Origin of the sequence: Pseudomonas nitroreducens (genome assembly GCF_010994165.1) — a bacterium.
Taxonomy (GTDB): Bacteria; Pseudomonadota; Gammaproteobacteria; order Pseudomonadales; family Pseudomonadaceae; genus Pseudomonas; species Pseudomonas nitroreducens.
Window position 1 is genome coordinate 520,213 of record NZ_WMBX01000001.1, and the last position, 16,592, is coordinate 536,804.

At 57.4% G+C, this 16,592-nt stretch carries 7 protein-coding genes; all 7 read left to right on the top strand.

Annotation, left to right across the window (positions count from 1 at the left end; translation table 11 throughout):
• The first annotated feature begins 3 nt into the window (after positions 1-3).
• Positions 4-10,497, top strand: a complete 10,494-nt coding sequence (locus tag GJV37_RS29470; RefSeq protein WP_246228241.1) for a two-partner secretion domain-containing protein — start codon at positions 4-6, stop codon at positions 10,495-10,497.
• A complete protein-coding gene (locus GJV37_RS02490) occupies positions 10,494-10,967 on the top strand; it encodes a hypothetical protein (protein WP_170859313.1) in 474 nt (157 codons plus the stop codon). The genes GJV37_RS29470 and GJV37_RS02490 overlap by 4 nt, the downstream gene beginning before the upstream one ends.
• A 318-nt stretch (positions 10,968-11,285) precedes the next feature.
• Positions 11,286-12,851: a DUF637 domain-containing protein gene (locus GJV37_RS02495; RefSeq protein WP_246228242.1), complete on the top strand. Its 1,566-nt coding sequence runs from the start codon at positions 11,286-11,288 to the stop codon at positions 12,849-12,851.
• Between the two features lie 777 nt (positions 12,852-13,628).
• Positions 13,629-13,949 (top strand): hypothetical protein, encoded by a 321-nt coding sequence (locus GJV37_RS02500; RefSeq protein WP_081753970.1) that lies wholly within the window; start codon positions 13,629-13,631, stop codon positions 13,947-13,949.
• Positions 13,950-15,040: 1,091 nt separating this feature from the next.
• Positions 15,041-15,544, top strand: coding sequence for an EndoU domain-containing protein (locus GJV37_RS02505; RefSeq protein ID WP_223121854.1), 504 nt, complete (start codon positions 15,041-15,043; stop codon positions 15,542-15,544).
• Positions 15,545-15,558: 14 nt separating this feature from the next.
• Positions 15,559-15,978 (top strand): hypothetical protein, encoded by a 420-nt coding sequence (locus tag GJV37_RS02510; RefSeq protein WP_193452125.1) that lies wholly within the window; start codon positions 15,559-15,561, stop codon positions 15,976-15,978.
• A gap of 179 nt (positions 15,979-16,157) precedes the next feature.
• Positions 16,158-16,532, top strand: a complete 375-nt coding sequence (locus GJV37_RS02515; RefSeq protein ID WP_193452126.1) for a hypothetical protein — start codon at positions 16,158-16,160, stop codon at positions 16,530-16,532.
• Positions 16,533-16,592 lie beyond the last annotated feature (60 nt).

The window sequence follows — 16,592 nt, forward strand, 5'->3', positions numbered from 1 at the left end:
GATATGGACATCCGCCACCCGTTGTACCAGGCCATCGCCAGCGTCCTCGCCGGCATCCTGATCCTCAATCCCATCGTCGCGGCTGCCGCCGAGCTGGCGGTGGATGCGGCGGCGGGGGGCAATACCCACCTGGGCGCGGCGGGCAATGGCGTGCCCGTGGTGAACATCGCCACGCCCAACGGCGCGGGGCTCTCGCACAATAAATTCACCGACTATGGCGTCGGGCAGAACGGCCTGATCCTCAACAACGCCACCGGCAAGACCCAGCCCACCCAACTGGGGGGAATCATTGTTGGGAATCCGAACCTCAAGGGCGGCGCGGCGCAGAAGATCCTCAACGAAGTCACCGGGGCCAATCCCTCGCAATTGCGCGGCTACACCGAAGTGGCCGGTCAGTCCGCCCACGTCATCGTCGCAAATCCCCACGGCATCACTTGCAACGGCTGCGGCTTCATCAACACCCCGCGCGCCACCCTGACCACCGGCAAGCCGTTGATGGACGGCGAGCGCCTGCGCGGCTATGACGTCGACGGCGGCGAGATCGCCATCGAAGGCGCCGGCCTGAATGCCAGCAATATCGACAGGTTCGAACTCATTACCCGCAGCGCCAAGCTCAACGCCGACCTTTACGCCAAGCAGCTCGCGGTGGTGACCGGGCGCAACCAGGTGGACGCCGAAAGCTTGGCCGCCACCGCCAAGACCGACGACGGCAGCGCCAAGCCGCAGCTGGCCATCGACAGCTCCGCATTGGGTGGCATGTACGCCGGCGCCATTCGCCTGGTGGGCACCGAGCAGGGCGTGGGCGTGAAGCTGGCCGGCAACATGGCCGCCAGCGGTGGCGATATCCAGATCGATGCCAATGGTCAGTTGTCCCTCGCGCAAACCAGTGCTGCCGGCAGCCTGCGCGCCAAGGCCAGTGACATCGCTCTCAACGGCCAGACCTATGCGGCCGGCGTCGCCGAGTTGAGCGCGACCGGCCAACTGAGCAACAGCCAGAGTCTGGCCGCCGGCCAGCGCGTGGCGCTCAGTGCCGCGCAGGTCAGCAACAGCGGCATCGTCGAGGCCGGGGTCAACCCGGATAACAGCCGCAACGCCCAGGGCGACGTGGCGATCACCGCGCAGAACCTGCGCAACAGCGGCAGCGTGGTGGCCAGCCGCAACCTCGAAGCCAACGCCAGCGGCACGCTGGACAACCAGGGCGGCGCATTCAAGGGCGCCGACACCCGGATCACCGCCGCGACGCTGGACAACCGTCAGGGGCGCCTGCTCGCCGGCAATCAACTGGCGCTCAGCGCTGCGCGCCTGGACAACCGCAACGGCCAGGCCGTCGCCAACCGCCTGCAAGTCAGCGGTGGCGCGCTGGACAACCGCCTCGGCCGGATCGAAGCCGAACAAGCGCTGGACTTCACCCTCGACAGCCTCGACAACAGCGGCAAGGGCAACCTCGTCAGCAATGGCACCCTGCAAGCCCGCGTCCAGCAGAAGCTCGACAACCAGGCCGACGGCCTGCTTTCGGCCAAGGGCGCGCTCGGTGTGCAGGCCGGTACCCTCGACAACCGGGGAGGACTGGTGGTCGGCGATGCCGGGGTGACTCTTTCCGGCGCCAGCCTGAACAACAGCGCGCTGGGCGTGATCAGCAGCCTGGGCGAGCTGAAACTCGACGTCGGCCAGCTGGACAACAGCCAGGGCGGCGCCCTCGACAGCGGCGCGGCCCTGCACCTGACCGCCGGCCAGGTGGACAACGATAAAGGCAGCGTCAGCGCCAAGGGCAATCTGCAGGCCAAGGCCGACCGCTTCAGCCAGCAGGGGGGTGAACTGCTCGCCCAGGGTGCGCTGAACCTCGAAGCCGGGCAGCTCGACAACCGTAACGGCGGCCTCATTGCCGCCAACAACGGTGTGACCCTCAAGGGCACCGACCTGCTCAACCAGGGCGGCGAAATCTCCAGCCGCGCCAAGGTCGACGTGCAGACCGCTAGCCTGGAAAACGGAGCCGGCAAGGTCATCGGCGACGCCGGCCTCAACCTGCAGGTGCAACGCATTGCCAACAGCGCCGGCATCCTGTCCGGCCGCGACGGCCTGACTGTCACCGGGCAGAGCCTGGACAACAGCCAGGGCGGCCTGCTCAACAGCCAGAAGAATCTCTGGCTGCAACTGGCCGGCGCCCTCGATAACAGCGGCAACGGCGCGCTGCTCAGCCAAGGCACCTTGACCCTCAACGCCGGCAGCCTCGACAACCGCGCCGGCACTGTATCCAGCGCTGGCCAACTGTTCTCGCGCCTGGCCGGCACCCTGAACAACCAGGGCGGCAAGCTGCTCAGCGACGCGGCTATCGACCTCTCCGGAGCCGACCTGAACAACGCCGGCGGCATCCTCAGCGCGGCGGGTGACATCAGTCTTCAAGGCGCCCGGTTCGACAACAGCCAGAAGGGCCGCATCGTCACCGACGCCGCCATCCACCTCGCCACCGCCCAATTGGACAACAGCCAGGGCGGCAGCCTGTCCGCGCGCGGCGTCATCGATGGTCGTGTCACTGGCCTCGACCAGCACGGTGGCGGCCAACTGATTGGCCAGGGTGGCATCGACCTCGACCTGCAGGGCGGCGCCCTGAACAACGCCGGCGGCCTGCTCGGCAGCCCCGGCCAACTGGTCCTGCGCAACGTCGCCAGCCTCGACAACCGCGGCGGCGAAATCTCCAGCGACCGCGCCTTCACCCTGACCACCGGCGCCTTGCTCAACCAGGGTGGCAAGCTGATCTCCAGCGATCGCCTGACCCTCACCACGGGCGCGCTCAACAATAGCGGCGCCGGCGTGCTGTCTGGCAACAACGGCCTCACCGTCAACGCCGCCAGCCTCGACAACAGCCAGGGCGGCACCCTCGCCAGCCGTGCTGACCTGCTCGTGCGTAGCCAAGGGACGCTGGACAACCACGGCGACGGCGCACTGGTCGCCGGTGGCAAACTCGATGTCGGCAGCGCCAGCCTGAACAACCAGGGCGGCCTGCTTTCCGCCAGCGGCAACCTGCTGCTGGCCACCGGCACCACCGACAATCGCGACGGTCGCCTGCTCGCTCAAGGGCGCCTCGACGGCACCACGGCCGACCTCGATAACCGCGACGGCGTCATCAGCGGCGCCCAGGGCCTCGACCTTGGCGCTGGCAACGTCCTCAACGGCGCCAGCGCTACTGGCAAACCCGGTGGCCTGATCACCAGCCAGGCCGCGCTGACCTTGCGCGGCGGCAAGCTCGAATCCACCGGCGGCGGGGAAATCTCCGCCAAGGGCGATCTGCACCTGATCGTTGCCCAGCTCATCCAGCAGCAGGCGGCACTGATCGGCGAAGGCAAGGTCACGCTCGACCTGGGCAACGGCGCCCAGCGCGGCGACTTCGACAACCGTGGCGGCCTGCTCAGCGCAGGTGGCCTACTGACGATCAACGGCCTGGGCAACCTCGACAACCGCGGCGGAGAAATCTCCGCCAGCCAGGGCTTCGCCCTGACCGCCAGCGGCACCCTCGACAGCCGCGACCAGGGCCGCATCATCAGTGCCGGCCAGCTCGACCTGAACGCCAACACCCTGCGCAACGCCAACCAGGGCCTGCTCTCCGGCTGGCAGGGCCTGGTGGTCAACGCCGCCAGCCTGGACAACAGCAGCGGCGGCACGCTGTCGAGCCGCGACGGCGCGCTGACCCTGACGCTCAGCGGCGCCCTCGACAACCACAACGAAGGCGCGCTGGTCAGCAAAGGCAAACTCACCCTCGGCGCCGGCAGTCTGAACAACGCCGGCGGCATCGTTTCCACCCAGGGCGACCTCGGCCTGACCCTCAACGGCGACCTGGACAACAGCGCCGCCGGCCTGCTCAGCACCCAGGGCAGCCTGACCGGTAACGCCAAGGCTGTGGATAACCGTGGTGGACAGATCAGCGCCGCCAGCATCGACTATGACGCCAGCAGCCTCGACAACAGCGGTGGCAGCCTGGTCAGCCAGGGCGCCCTGCGTCTCGGCCTGCTCGGCGCGCTGCTCAACAACGGCGCCGGCTCGAAGATCGCCAGCGGCGGCCCGCTCAACCTGAATGTCGGCAGCCTGCAGAACCGTGGCGGCCAGCTCGCCAGCCAGGGCTTGCTCAAGGTTCTCGCCGGCAGCTTCGACAACAGCGCCGGCGGAACCGTGGCCGCGCAGACCGACCTGACCCTGACACTCACCGGCGAACTGCTCAACGGCCAGGACGGCCTCATCTTCGCCAAGACTGGCCAGCTCAACGCCAGCGCCAGCCGCATCGACAACAGCGCCGGCACCCTGCAGGGCCAGGGCGACACCACCCTCACGACCACCGGCGCGATTGCTAACCAAAGTGGCCACATTTTCAGCCAGAGCGGCCAGCTCGACCTGGACAGCGCCAGCCTCGACAACAGCAACGGCGGCGTTCTCAACGCTGCAGGCGGTAGCCTCAAGCTGATCACCGGCACCTTCAGCAACAACGCCGGCACCACCCAGGCGAAGGGCCTCGACATCACCGCCACCGGCGGTATCGACAACCGCACCGGCCACCTCTCGGCCGTCAGCGGCGACAACCTCATCAGCACCACTGACCTGAACAACCAGGGCGGTGGCCTGTATGCCGCCAATCTGCTCAGTGTCAGCGGTGCTCAGTTGCAGAATCAGAGCGGCAAGATCGGAGCGCGCACCATCGACTTTGGGCTGACCGGGCTGCTGAACAACCAGGGAGGTCTGGTTGAAAGTAGTGGTGTTCTCTTGCTCGCGGCAAACACCATCGATAACCAGAATGGTCGCCTTCGCGCACTTGGCACCACCGGTTCGACCGTGATAACCGCGTCGTCGTTGTATAACCGCAACGGCGTGGTCGAAACCGCCAACGAAAATTTGAACCTTTCTGCCAGCAATCTCTTCAACGAGGGTGGCCGTGTTTTCCACGCGGGCAGCGGCGCGTTCAGCCTCGACGCGGATGAAATCACCCGCGCTGGCGGCAGCTTTATCACCACCGGTCGGCTGGACATCACAGCCGACAGCTGGACCAACAGCAGTGTTCTTCAGGCGGGTTGGCTCAACCTCAATATCGGACAGTTCAGCCAGACCGGCAGCGGGCAATTGCTTGCCAGCCGGGGCTTGACCGGGCGCGGGAACAACTGGAGCAACGATGGCTTGCTCGCCAGTGATGGCAGCCTCGACATCCAATTGACCGGCACATATGGCGGAGCAGGCAGAGTGACCAGCCTGGGCGGCCTCTCCCTGTCCGCTGGCCAGATTGATCTGGCTGCCGGAGGCAGTATTGCCGGAGGGCAGAACGTCACCTTGGGCGCCAATCTGCTCACCAACCGGGGGCGCATGACCGCCGCCGGCGACCTTACTGTCAACTCCGGGACGCTCAACAACTACGCGACCCTCGGCAGCGCTGGCAAGTTGCGGGTCAGCACCTGGGATCTGCTGAACGACGGTCAGGCGCAAGGCGCATTGATTTTCAGTGGCGATGACATGGCCTTGCGCGTGGGCGGCACGCTGACCAACCGCTATGCGGACATCTATAGCCTGGGCGATCTGGACTTGGCGGCGAATGACGCGGGGGGCTGGACGACCGCTTTGAACAATATATCGGCGACTGTCGAGAGTCTGGGTGATATGAGGCTCCAGGTGCAGACAATCGAAAATCGCACGGACGGTATTCAGACAACTGCTGGAGAGTTGATATCTGCCGCGATAGGGGTTCGCTGCTACGACTGCACTTCCCCTCCGGAGACCTACTTTGTGGGGCGCGTTCCAGCTAGCCATCTTGTCTGGGAACTCAAATACAAAGGTGAGGTTCAGCAGGGTGCTCCTCGCTCCAATATTCTTGCTGGAGCTAACCTCACTGTCGTAGGGGGGGGGCTGATTAACAGTGCGTCGACGATCAGTGCTGGCGGAAATATCGGCATAGAGGTTCAAAACTTCCGCAACGAAGGTATGGCAATCGGCGACTACTCCGTTCGTAAGTCCTTCACGATCCCGTATACGAACGAGTTTTCAGGAGCACAGAGCTTCTGGACACAAGTCATGAACTATAACGCGGCCAATGATCCGGATTACCAATTCGGCATCCATATGACCTCGGATGAGTACATGCCCAGCTTGCATTTCTGGAATGCAAATTGGGATGAGTCTTTGCCAACCGTATTCCTCAAACGGGGAGGGCGAGAGGGGCCTCGTTATGCTCAGTTTGGCTCAATCCGGACGGAAACTTACGACTTCGAGTTCCAGCTTCCTCATTACCAACCGGGCGCCTTGGTCGATGCTCCGGCGATAGTTAAAAACGCTAATTTCTTCGACGAACTCATCGTCCAGACAGGAACCAGTTCCTTCATCAATGCCGTCGTCCAGGCAGGCGGCAATGTCACCATCAATGCCACCAAGAACCTGACCAACAGCGTCATCCAGGAGGGCGTTCCTCTTCAGGGCGGCAGTTCGCGAGTAGGGGACACGGGTGTCGGCAGGAATACCGCAACCGTCGTCCAACTGAGCTCCCAGCTCCCGCCGGACCTGGCACAGCAGCAGGTCAACCCGATTACGTTGCCTGGCTTCACCCTCCCCACTGGCAGTAATGGTCTGTTCCGCCTGAGCGGTGACGAAGGTAATCAGGGAGCTGCGCAAGCAGTGGCCGGAGCGGGCGGCTTTACCTTTACCGGCCAAAGCATTGGCCCGAATCAGCGTGAACGCGCGCTGAATGGTGCTGTGACACAGGCGGACGATATCGCGCTAGGCACCGGTAACGGGGCGCAGGGACCAACGGGGGAGGGCAGCTTCACGGTGGCCCGAGTTCAGGGTGTGCCAAGCAGCGCCACTCCAAACAACAGCCACAAGTACCTGATCGAGACCAACCCGGATCTCACCAGTCTCAAGAGCTTCTTGAGTTCCGACTATCTGCTTGGCCTGCTCGGCTACGACGCTGATCAGGCTCAGAAGCGCCTGGGCGATGGCCTCTACGAACAGAGATTGATCCGTGACGCCGTGGTGGCCCGCACTGGCCAGCGCTACATCGATGGCATGACTAGCGACGAAGCCCTGTTCAAGTACCTGATGGACAATGCCATTGCCTACAAGGACAGCCTCAACCTGAGCCTGGGCGTGGCGCTCACTGCCGAGCAGGTCGCCGCGCTGACCCATGACATCGTCTGGCTCGAAGAAGCCACGGTTAATGGGCAGAAGGTTCTGGTGCCAGTGGTGTACCTGGCCCAGGCCGATAATCGCCTCGCCGCCAACGGCGCGCTGATCATGGGCAATGATGTTTCGTTGATCGCAGGTGGTGACCTCACCAACCAGGGCACCTTGCGTGCCAGTGGCGATCTTGCCGCTACTGCAGCCAACATCAATAACAGTGGCCTGATCGAGTCCAGCGGCCGGCTCGACCTCCTCGCGCTGGACAGCATCAGGAATACCCAGGGCGGCGTCATCGCCGGCCGCGATGTCAGCCTTGCCGCGCTAACCGGCGATGTGATCAACGAGCGCAGCGTCACCGTCCACGACGGCAGTCGCGGCAATCGCACCTGGACCGAGAGCTTCGCCGACAGCGCAGCGCGTATCGAGGCGGCGAGCAATCTGGATATCAGCGCGGGCCGCGACATCAACAACCTTGGCGGCAGCATCACCAGCGGTCGCGACCTCTCCATGCAGGCCGGCCGAGACGTCAACCTCACCAGCGTCGAGTTGGAGAATGGCCGCACCAACGGCCGCAACTACAACCAGACCACCACCCAGCTCATGGGGGACGTCAGCAGCGGGCGTGATCTCGATATCAGCGCTGGACGAGACCTCAATGCGGTAGCCACCCGCCTTGAAGCGGCACGCGATGCAGCACTCAGTGCAGGTCGTGACGTTACTCTCGCCTCAGCCGCAGACGAGCAACACAGCTACGACAAGACCAAGAAGGTCACCCGCCAGGAAGACCATGTCGACCAGCGCTCCACCGAACTGAACGCCGATGGCGATGTGCTGATCAGCGCGGGCGAGAACATCACCCTGGTCAGCAGCAAGATCGGCGCCGGCAACGAGGCCTATCTGGTCGCAGGCGACAAGATCGAAGTCCTCGCCGCCAACGACAGCGACTACTCGCTGTATGACAAGAAGGACAAAGGCAGCTTCGGCAAGAAGCAGACCCGCCACGACGAAGTCACCGACGTCAAAGCCGTCAGCAGCGAAATCACGGCCGGCTCCGACATTACCCTGCTCAGCGGCGGCGACCAGAAATACCAGGCTGCCAAGCTGGAGAGCGGCAACGACATCGCGATTATCAGTGGCGGCGCAGTCACCTTCGAAGCCGCGAAGGACTTGCACCAGGAAGCCCACGAGAAGACCAACAACAGCTTCAGCTGGAACAGCTCGAAGGGCAAAGGCAGCACGGACGAAACCGTTCGCCAGACGCAGATGATCGCTCAGGGTGACATCGCCATTAAGGCTGTGGATGGGCTGAATATCGATTACAAGCACATCGATAAACAGTCGGTCAGCCAGGCTATTGATGCGATGGCTAAGGCCGATCCAAGCCTGGCTTGGCTTAAGGACGCCGACGCGAGGGGGGATGTGGACTGGCGCGCAGTGAGGGAAATCCACAACTCCTACAGCTACAGCAACTCTGGGTTAGGGGCTGGGCCACAGCTCATCATCGCCATTGTTGCCTCGTACTTCTTGGGGCCGCTGTATGGCGCCATGGCTAGCAACCTCGCGGTTGGCACCATCAACAACGGTGGCGACATCGGTCAGGGTCTCAAATATGCCACCACGTCTGACGCTCTCAAGAGCTATGCGATGGCTGGTGTTGGCGAATACGTCATCTCGCCGAAGCTGGACAGCTACTTCAACGTCTCCACCGATACCGCGAATCAAGTCACCAAAGGGTTCGACCTCAGCACCTGGGGTGGCGAGAAAGGTATCGCTGCCTTCGCGCAATACAACAGCGCCCAGGCCTTGTCCCAAGCAGTCATGCAACAAGCAGCCTATGGCGGCAGCTTTGCCGAAAATCTGGGGAATGCGTTTGGCAACCAGGCAGGCAACCTGGCGATGGCCGCTGGCTTCAATGCTGTCGGTGATTGGGGGGCGGGAGCGTACGGCGGCACTATCTATGCGGATGGCGGCCCACAGAAAATCATTGCTCATGCCCTGATGGGAGGGTTGTTGGCGGAGGCGACCGGCAGCGACTTCAAGACCGGTGCCATGGCGGCTGGCGTCAACGAAGCCATGGCCAATGTGCTGAAGGGTTGGGCCAAGGGCGATCCGAAGTTCGAGCTGATGGAGTCGCAGATCGTGGGGGTGCTGGCTGCCGCAGCGGTGAATGGCGATGTGAACAAGGGCGCGGAGATTGCAAAGAACGCCACCGCCTACAATCGCCAGCTCCACCCGGAAGAGCAACGGCAGATCCGCGAAAAGGCCAAGGAACTGGAAGCCCAGTACGGCAAGATCGACCTCGGCAGCCTGACCTGGGAAGACATGCTCACCCTGAGCGCCGGCACGGCCGTGGACAGGGCCCAGGGTGCGCAATACCTGAGCCTGCTCAAACAGCTGGATGGTCTCAATCCAGACAGCAGCCTGAGGACCAACTTCAACCACATCAGTGAGATTGCCCTTAACACTGTCTCGACGATGGGCATGGGCAGCGAGCCGTTACGCTGGGCCAATGGAGAACCGATCATCGCCCACGGTCAGCCGGTGTACGCCTTCCAGGCCACGGCGGAACAATTTGCCGACAGCAACCTGTTTAACCAGCCCTATCAGGGGAATCAGGCCAGCGCTGCATGGGCCAACCTGAGTCGAGCCGTTGCGCAATACGGCCAGGGCCAGGCCACCAACCACAACGGAGAAATCGCCGGTTACAAAGGCCAGGAGGAATTGCAAAACGACATCCGCACTGCCCTGGGGCTGGCGGTGGGCGACGGTATCGTTCGCTTCACGGCAGTAGAAGAGACTCTCTTACCGGGCGCTAAGGGGAGCGGGGCAGCGATTGGTAGGGTGGCGAAGGAATTTGGTGAAGCGATTGTTGGCAAGATTGAGGCTAAGCTGGCAGAGTCGGCGGCGGCACAGGCAGCAGCAAAAGGGACTGGAACCGCCGGAAAAGTGGCCGATGAGTTCATTCCGCCTGGAATGGAGCGCCCGTTCCGCCCAGTGAACCCAGAGTTCCCGCCGAACAAGGCTGTTGTGGATGCAATGGAAAGTCCGCAAATTAAAAGCATGACAGCATGTGACAGAACGGATTGCTCACAAGTTGCCGACAAGTTACTTGAGGCAGCAGGCGGAAAGGGGAAGATTATTGAAGTTACTCCTGTAAAGCAGTACCAGCTGAATGTTTATGAGAACGGCAGTACTGTTCCTGATCAATGGTATCACCAAGTTTATACAGATGGTCGATATGTCTATGATCCGCGTGTTTCTTCAAGTCCAATCCCTAAAGGTGATTGGGAACAGCACATAAAGGGGATAAATCCAGATGGAGTAATTATCTCTGATAAAACAAGAGGGCTCAGATGATTATTCCCGTCCCTAAGAATGAATGTCGTCCACTCCTGGATTTTATTGAAGAGCTGTGTGCCACTGAGTGGCGCAAGGGGGCAGCAAGTGAATATGTCGCTAGACAAGGTGATCAATGGATACTTCGAGCTCAGATTGAACACCCGCCCAGCGTTTCGTTTCGTTTTAAGCGAGAGGATCGATCTATAATCTCTCGCCTAAAGTCCGCAGTAGAGAACTATGAAGGAAGAGTTAGGTGGATTCTTGATGAGCACAAGCGCGATGGTCTTCCTGGTACAAATTGGACCATAGGGCCAAGCCGTTTGTGGGAGGTGCGGGATCGCGCTCGTGAGCTGGGTTTGGCGCCTAAGCAATATATGGCTAAATATGAACCAGAGTTTGGGCCTGTTGCTTATGAAGATATCATTGATCTTACGGATCACATTCGCCGGGCCTTTCCTGAGGTAGAAGCTAAAAACCCCAGTTTATGAGCTGGGGTTTCTCATTTGCTCTATCAGCGCCCTCGTTTCTGTTCGTGATCAGCTTGGTACAACGACTGTGCATCGGAGATCAGCAACAACAGCGCCCCGCTAACCTGGCAAAACGGATTCTGCTCCGAGTCACCCAGGCGCAGCGTCGAGAGCAATTCGATCACTGACTTCAATCGATGCTCCGCCGCGTCATACAACGCATCGGCGGGCGCATCTGCTTTCAGGTACAGCGTGGCGTCGCGGGGGAAATGGCTGTGGAGCGAAAAGGGGACAGATTTATTTTTCTACTCTAAAGCTGGACGCGGAGTCAGGATTAGAGTGTCGAAAATAAATCTGTCCCCTTTTTCTGTCGGCAGCGCCGCGATGGGTGTTGCCTCCACCAGTGCCACCGGTGTAGCAGCGAACTCCGTGGTGGCCGCAGTGGCCTCCAACACCGCTATCAGTACCATCAACAATCGCGGCGACTTGGGCGAAATTGCCAAGGACGTTTCCTCCAGCGACAGCCTGAAGGGCTACGCCGCGGCAGGCATCGGAGGCGCGGTTGGTGCTGCTGGTGTCTCAGGCGCTTCGGGCCTTGGTCTGCAACTGGCCGTGAACTCCGCCATGAAGACCGTTTTGCAGGGGGGGAGTTTCAAGGACAACCTTGGCCAAGCCGCCATCGACATGATCGCCGATGCGGTATCGGGCTACATCTACAACGGCGTGGGCAATGCCCTGGTGGGTACAGGTATACCGACCAAGGTGGCCGTCCACGCCATTGTCGGCGGGCTGATTGCTGAAGCCGCTGGCGGTGATTTCCGAACTGCTGCATTGGCGGCGGGAGCCAACGAGGCGGTGATTACGGCATTCGGTACTGAAATGTTCCCCGGAGAGGCTCACGACCATGTATTGGCCATGACTTCGCAACTGATCGGTATGACAGTCGCTGCCGCCGCAGGAGGAGATCAGAAAGCCCAGGAGAAAGCTGCCTGGGTGGCACAGCAAGCTACTGTCTACAACAGCCTTGAGCATGCCTCGGCGGAAGCACTGCTTGGCGAGATCAAAGCGTGCAAAGCGAAGGGCAACTGCTCGGGCGAACAGATCAAAGGAATATTGAGCAAATACGAGGAAATCTCGGCGGAACGCTCAAATGCCATAAACGGTTGCGAATCCCGTGTTTGCGTGGATGGCATCGTCAATAGCTCAATCAGTATGAGCGATCCAGTTTCCCAAGAGCTTCTCAGCCTGCTGAGGCAGACGACTTATGATGTACCAGGGCTCCTGAACGGCAACCCCGATGCTGTCACTTGGCCGACGCCCAACCCCGATGGCTGGGGTGACACCTTTGCGCTGGATAAGCAACTGGCCTTTGCGAAGAACCTTCGAGAAGGATGGCTGACGCCAGAGGAAACAGCGGACCTAGATCGTTGGAATGCTTCAACGTCTTGGGTCGATCAAGCTGCTGGAAGACAGCTTGATCCCAAACAGAAGGCGTTTGTTCTTACGGAGCTTGGAACGACGGCGGCTATGGCTCTTTTAGCTGGCCGCAATAGTGTTGGGATTAAAAGTTCGCAAAAAATAGTAAAGGGCGTTGAGAATATTTCGAGCTTTAAAAGCATGAATGAGGCAAGAGACTATGCTCGGCAACAGTCAGGAATCGGGGAGAATGCTGTCGATTTCATTCAAGAGATAGGCCCTCTCAAAGGACAGGTGACAGGCCGTATGAGCCCAGATGGGCTTCGTGGATGGCGTCTGGACTTTGATCAAGATAAAGGATTTCATGTAAATTGGTGGGACAGAAGCGGAGGCTCCAAGCGAAGTGAGTGGACGTACGGAGCAAGCAAAATTGAGGGAGGGAGCTTAGACAGCTTTCAGGATATTCTTCAACATTTTCCGAAGAGATAAAGAATGTACTTAGAGTCGGCGGTAATAAGAAATTTGCTAAATAGCGGGATTGCAAATCTAATGCCCGCTATTTTTACACATGAGATATCTAGATTTCTCGAGTCATTACCATGGTCTGTGAGTGGGGCTGGATTGGATTGGGATAAAATTCCAAGTAAGTGTTTTTTAATTGAAGATATATATAATTCCGTGTCGCAGACGGTCTTTCGTGATGATTGTGCTTTAGTGTTTTTTTTCTCATCCTCCGAGTCATGTATCGCTTGCGATCCTGAGTTTGGAATGAAGCATGTTGATGAGATTTTTTGGCAGGCACCGGGGTATAGGTACGTTTTTGGCGCCAGTATAGAGGACGGCGAGTTGAAGCTTAACCTTGGGCACTTCGCAGAGTACGATGGCAGAGAAAAGATTAGAGTGCGCGCGTTGTAATAAAAGGAAGGGCGGAGTAGAAAGAGACTGAAAAGTTGTCGGACCGAAAAGGGGACAGATTTATTTTTCTACTCTAAAGCTGGACGCGGAGTCAGGATTAGAGTGTCGAAAATAAATCTGTCCCCTTTTTCTCAGTCCCCTTTTTCTCCTTCAGCGTGCGCAGTCGTTAGGAATAGGCTTAAGAAGCGGCGGTACTCGCACCGGTCCTCTGAGTGCAAGAGATTTGCAAGCACTTGGATTAAAAGACCTAGCTAGCAAGCTAAGCGCACAGGCAGGACGTGAGGTTAATTTTATGATTTATGACTCCGCGGCAACGGCTGCCAGCCGCGCGCCGAGCTTGGTACTTCCAAAATGATTGCATATGACTTGTACGGAGCGAAAACCCTCAGCCTTCTGCTGGCAAGAGAGCATATAGAGGGGGTTTTTGGAGTATCTCTTGATGAAAGAAATAGCACTTATCAAGGAGGGATTTACTACATGTTTGGTGGTAATGACTCGGAGAATTTTATTCTGAAGGCTAATCTTGACCCTTTTGATGATGAGCCAGTGGAGCAAAGTTTTCCTGACTACCCTGTTCTGCTCTATATAAACGCCACAGCACGTTCATCTGACGTAGAGGAGGCAATCAAGAAGGGTGCATGCTTTAAGCTGCTCAGGCATGAAGTATTCTAGAAATGCACCGGGTTACTAACTTCCATCCAGAATGAGAGTTGGTATGAAAGAGCTATTTGCGAAAAAGGGGGGCAGATTTATTTTTCTACTCTAAAGCTGGACGCGGAGTCAGGATTAGAGTGTCGAAAATAAATCTGTCCCCTTTTTCTTGGTGCTACACCGGAACAGGTTCGAGAAGCAGCGATAGCTGTTGATGGAAATGTAGGATATGTAGGGCCGAATATTATTGGGGATTATCTTCAAGCTTGGGGTGTCGTGGTGTCTGCAGCACCTTTTGCACTTGAAGGAGGCATTGCGGTTGGGATTCGTGGGGCGCTTGCTGGAGGGGCTATTGGAGGCGGTGCAAACGCAAGTTACCAACTGACAAAAGACCCGACTCAATTCAGCTTCCCCGACCTTACGGTGGCTGCTTTAGTCGGAGTATTTACTCAAGGTAAATCTATTCCTGCCTCTGTCGCCACAAACATGGGAGGCGCCTACATAGGAAGCCAAGTGAAGGGTGCCGACCCTCTTCCCGCAGTCATTGGGGCGGGAGTGGGGGCTGTGGGAGGCAGCGCAGCTGGGAAAGCTCTGGGGAATGGTATAGCGTCGGAGGTGTCTGCAACTGTTAGAGAGCATGCGGAAACCATTGGTGGTGCAATATCCTCTGAAATTGTTAGTGATGCCGTCAGTAGCGGTGCGAGTAAGAAATGACTAGTGCAAAAATTATTAAACTGACTGTTCTGGTTGTTAAATGGTTTCTAATATGTGGAGGAGCGATTTTTCTGGCGTCGGCCATTTCAATAGCATTTGTCCTGTATTTTAGAGGGCAGGAATTCGATTTTTTAAGTGTTATGGTTTCTGCTGCAAAAAATGCATTGAGAGGTGGGGGGTGATGGCGTTATTTCTTGGGGTTGTTGTTGCGGTTAATTACTTTAAATCTCGTGGTGGCTGATACCTGCACCGATCCCGCCTTACAAGAAAATGGAAAAAAGGGACAGATTTATTTTTCCACTCTAAAACTGGCTGGCGAGTCAGAATTAGAGTGCAGAAAATAAATCTGTCCCCTTTTTGGTTAAGCCAGCTCCACGGCAACTGGAATTGAGATAGGCTTGGCCATTGATGGAGGCCTGGCGGGAAGCAGTGGGGGTGCCAAGGGAGCAGCAGGAACTTCAATTGCTCCAGAGTTTAAGTTGACCCCAGAGATGGAGCTAAAAATATTGTCTGGGCAAAGGGTTGAAAATACAAATAAGTTAATTGGAGGGCACTCCCCGAGCATAGGCGATGCCAATCCAAATTATGCCGTCGAAACAATTAGCATGAATCCTGATGGAGCCAGAGTGGTAAGATTTACGACTCAGTTCGAGGATGGAAACTTATCGAAAATAAAAACCAGCACCTTGTTCCCTGAAAGCTGGACAGATCAAAGCATTATTGAGTCTATAAACAAAATAGGCAATACTCAGCCTATTGGTCAAAGAGTTTCTACCGGTGAAACGCTTTATCGGGGAACCGTTAATGGTGTGGAAATTGATGTAATAAGAAACGGGAATGAGATCACGGCAGGGTATCCTGTTGGAGGGAAGCCTACACCTGGCTTCGTCCCTATAAATTAAGGTGGATTTAAAGTATGTATAATAATTTTGACAGTTGCATATTTGACTTTGCTCTGGAACGAGACCCCGGTGATTATTGGTATGATTGTGCTATTTTAGAAGCTTCTGATATTTTGAGAAGGTTTGATAAGGGCGACTGGGCGCGGCTCTTAAAGGAGTTAAAAAATAAGGATGTTTTCTGGAAAAAAAGGCTTGTGGAATGCCTGGGTGATTTGCATGTTGCATATGAGCTTGAAGTAATCTTACACATTATAAATACAAGTGATGAAGATTTGCTTGTTTCTTGCATTGATGCACTAAGGCTGTTGGATCTATCAAAATTGGGGAGGCGTGACCAAGAAGAGTTGTTGCTCAGGGTTTCTTTCTTACTGAATGAAGCCTCTCCTCCAGTGAGAGAGATATTGGAAAGTTTTTCTGGAAAACTAAAGAGTTGATGAGTTGAAAATACCGCAAAGTGAACGGATTTATTTTTCTACTCTAATTCGAAAAGGGGACAGATTTATTTTCTACTCTAAAACTAGGCGCGGAGTTAGGTTTAGAGTGCGGGAAATAAATCTGTCCCCTTTTTTACTTGTGATATTCAGTTAAATATCTTTACCATGGAGAAATGAAGATGTCATTCGACTTAACCGTGGAGGAGATATGCTCAGTAGTTTCTCGACTTTATGAAAAGGCGATATCTCAGATTGACCTTCGGCCAGAGCAAGCCTTTGCATATGTCCAGGATGAAGCGGGCTCTCTTTGTACGACTGATGATGTAGGGTTTTTTGCGGTATTGCAGACAGCAATTTTTAAGGAGGGAATGCGCTATGGATTGGAGCTTTCTAGAGAAAGTCCTTATGCAGAAGACCTGCAGGAGGTTTTGGCTAGAGCGTATGATAATTGCTGCGCTGACGATTTGGCAGCGATTGGTCTTGAGGGCGAGCGGTTGGAGAGTGTGATTGACTGCATGAGGCAGGTTCGAGAGAAATATCTATTCTCTGAATAGTTGTATCAAGAAATCGAAAAGGGAACGAATTTTTTTCTACTCTAAAACTGGACGCGGAGA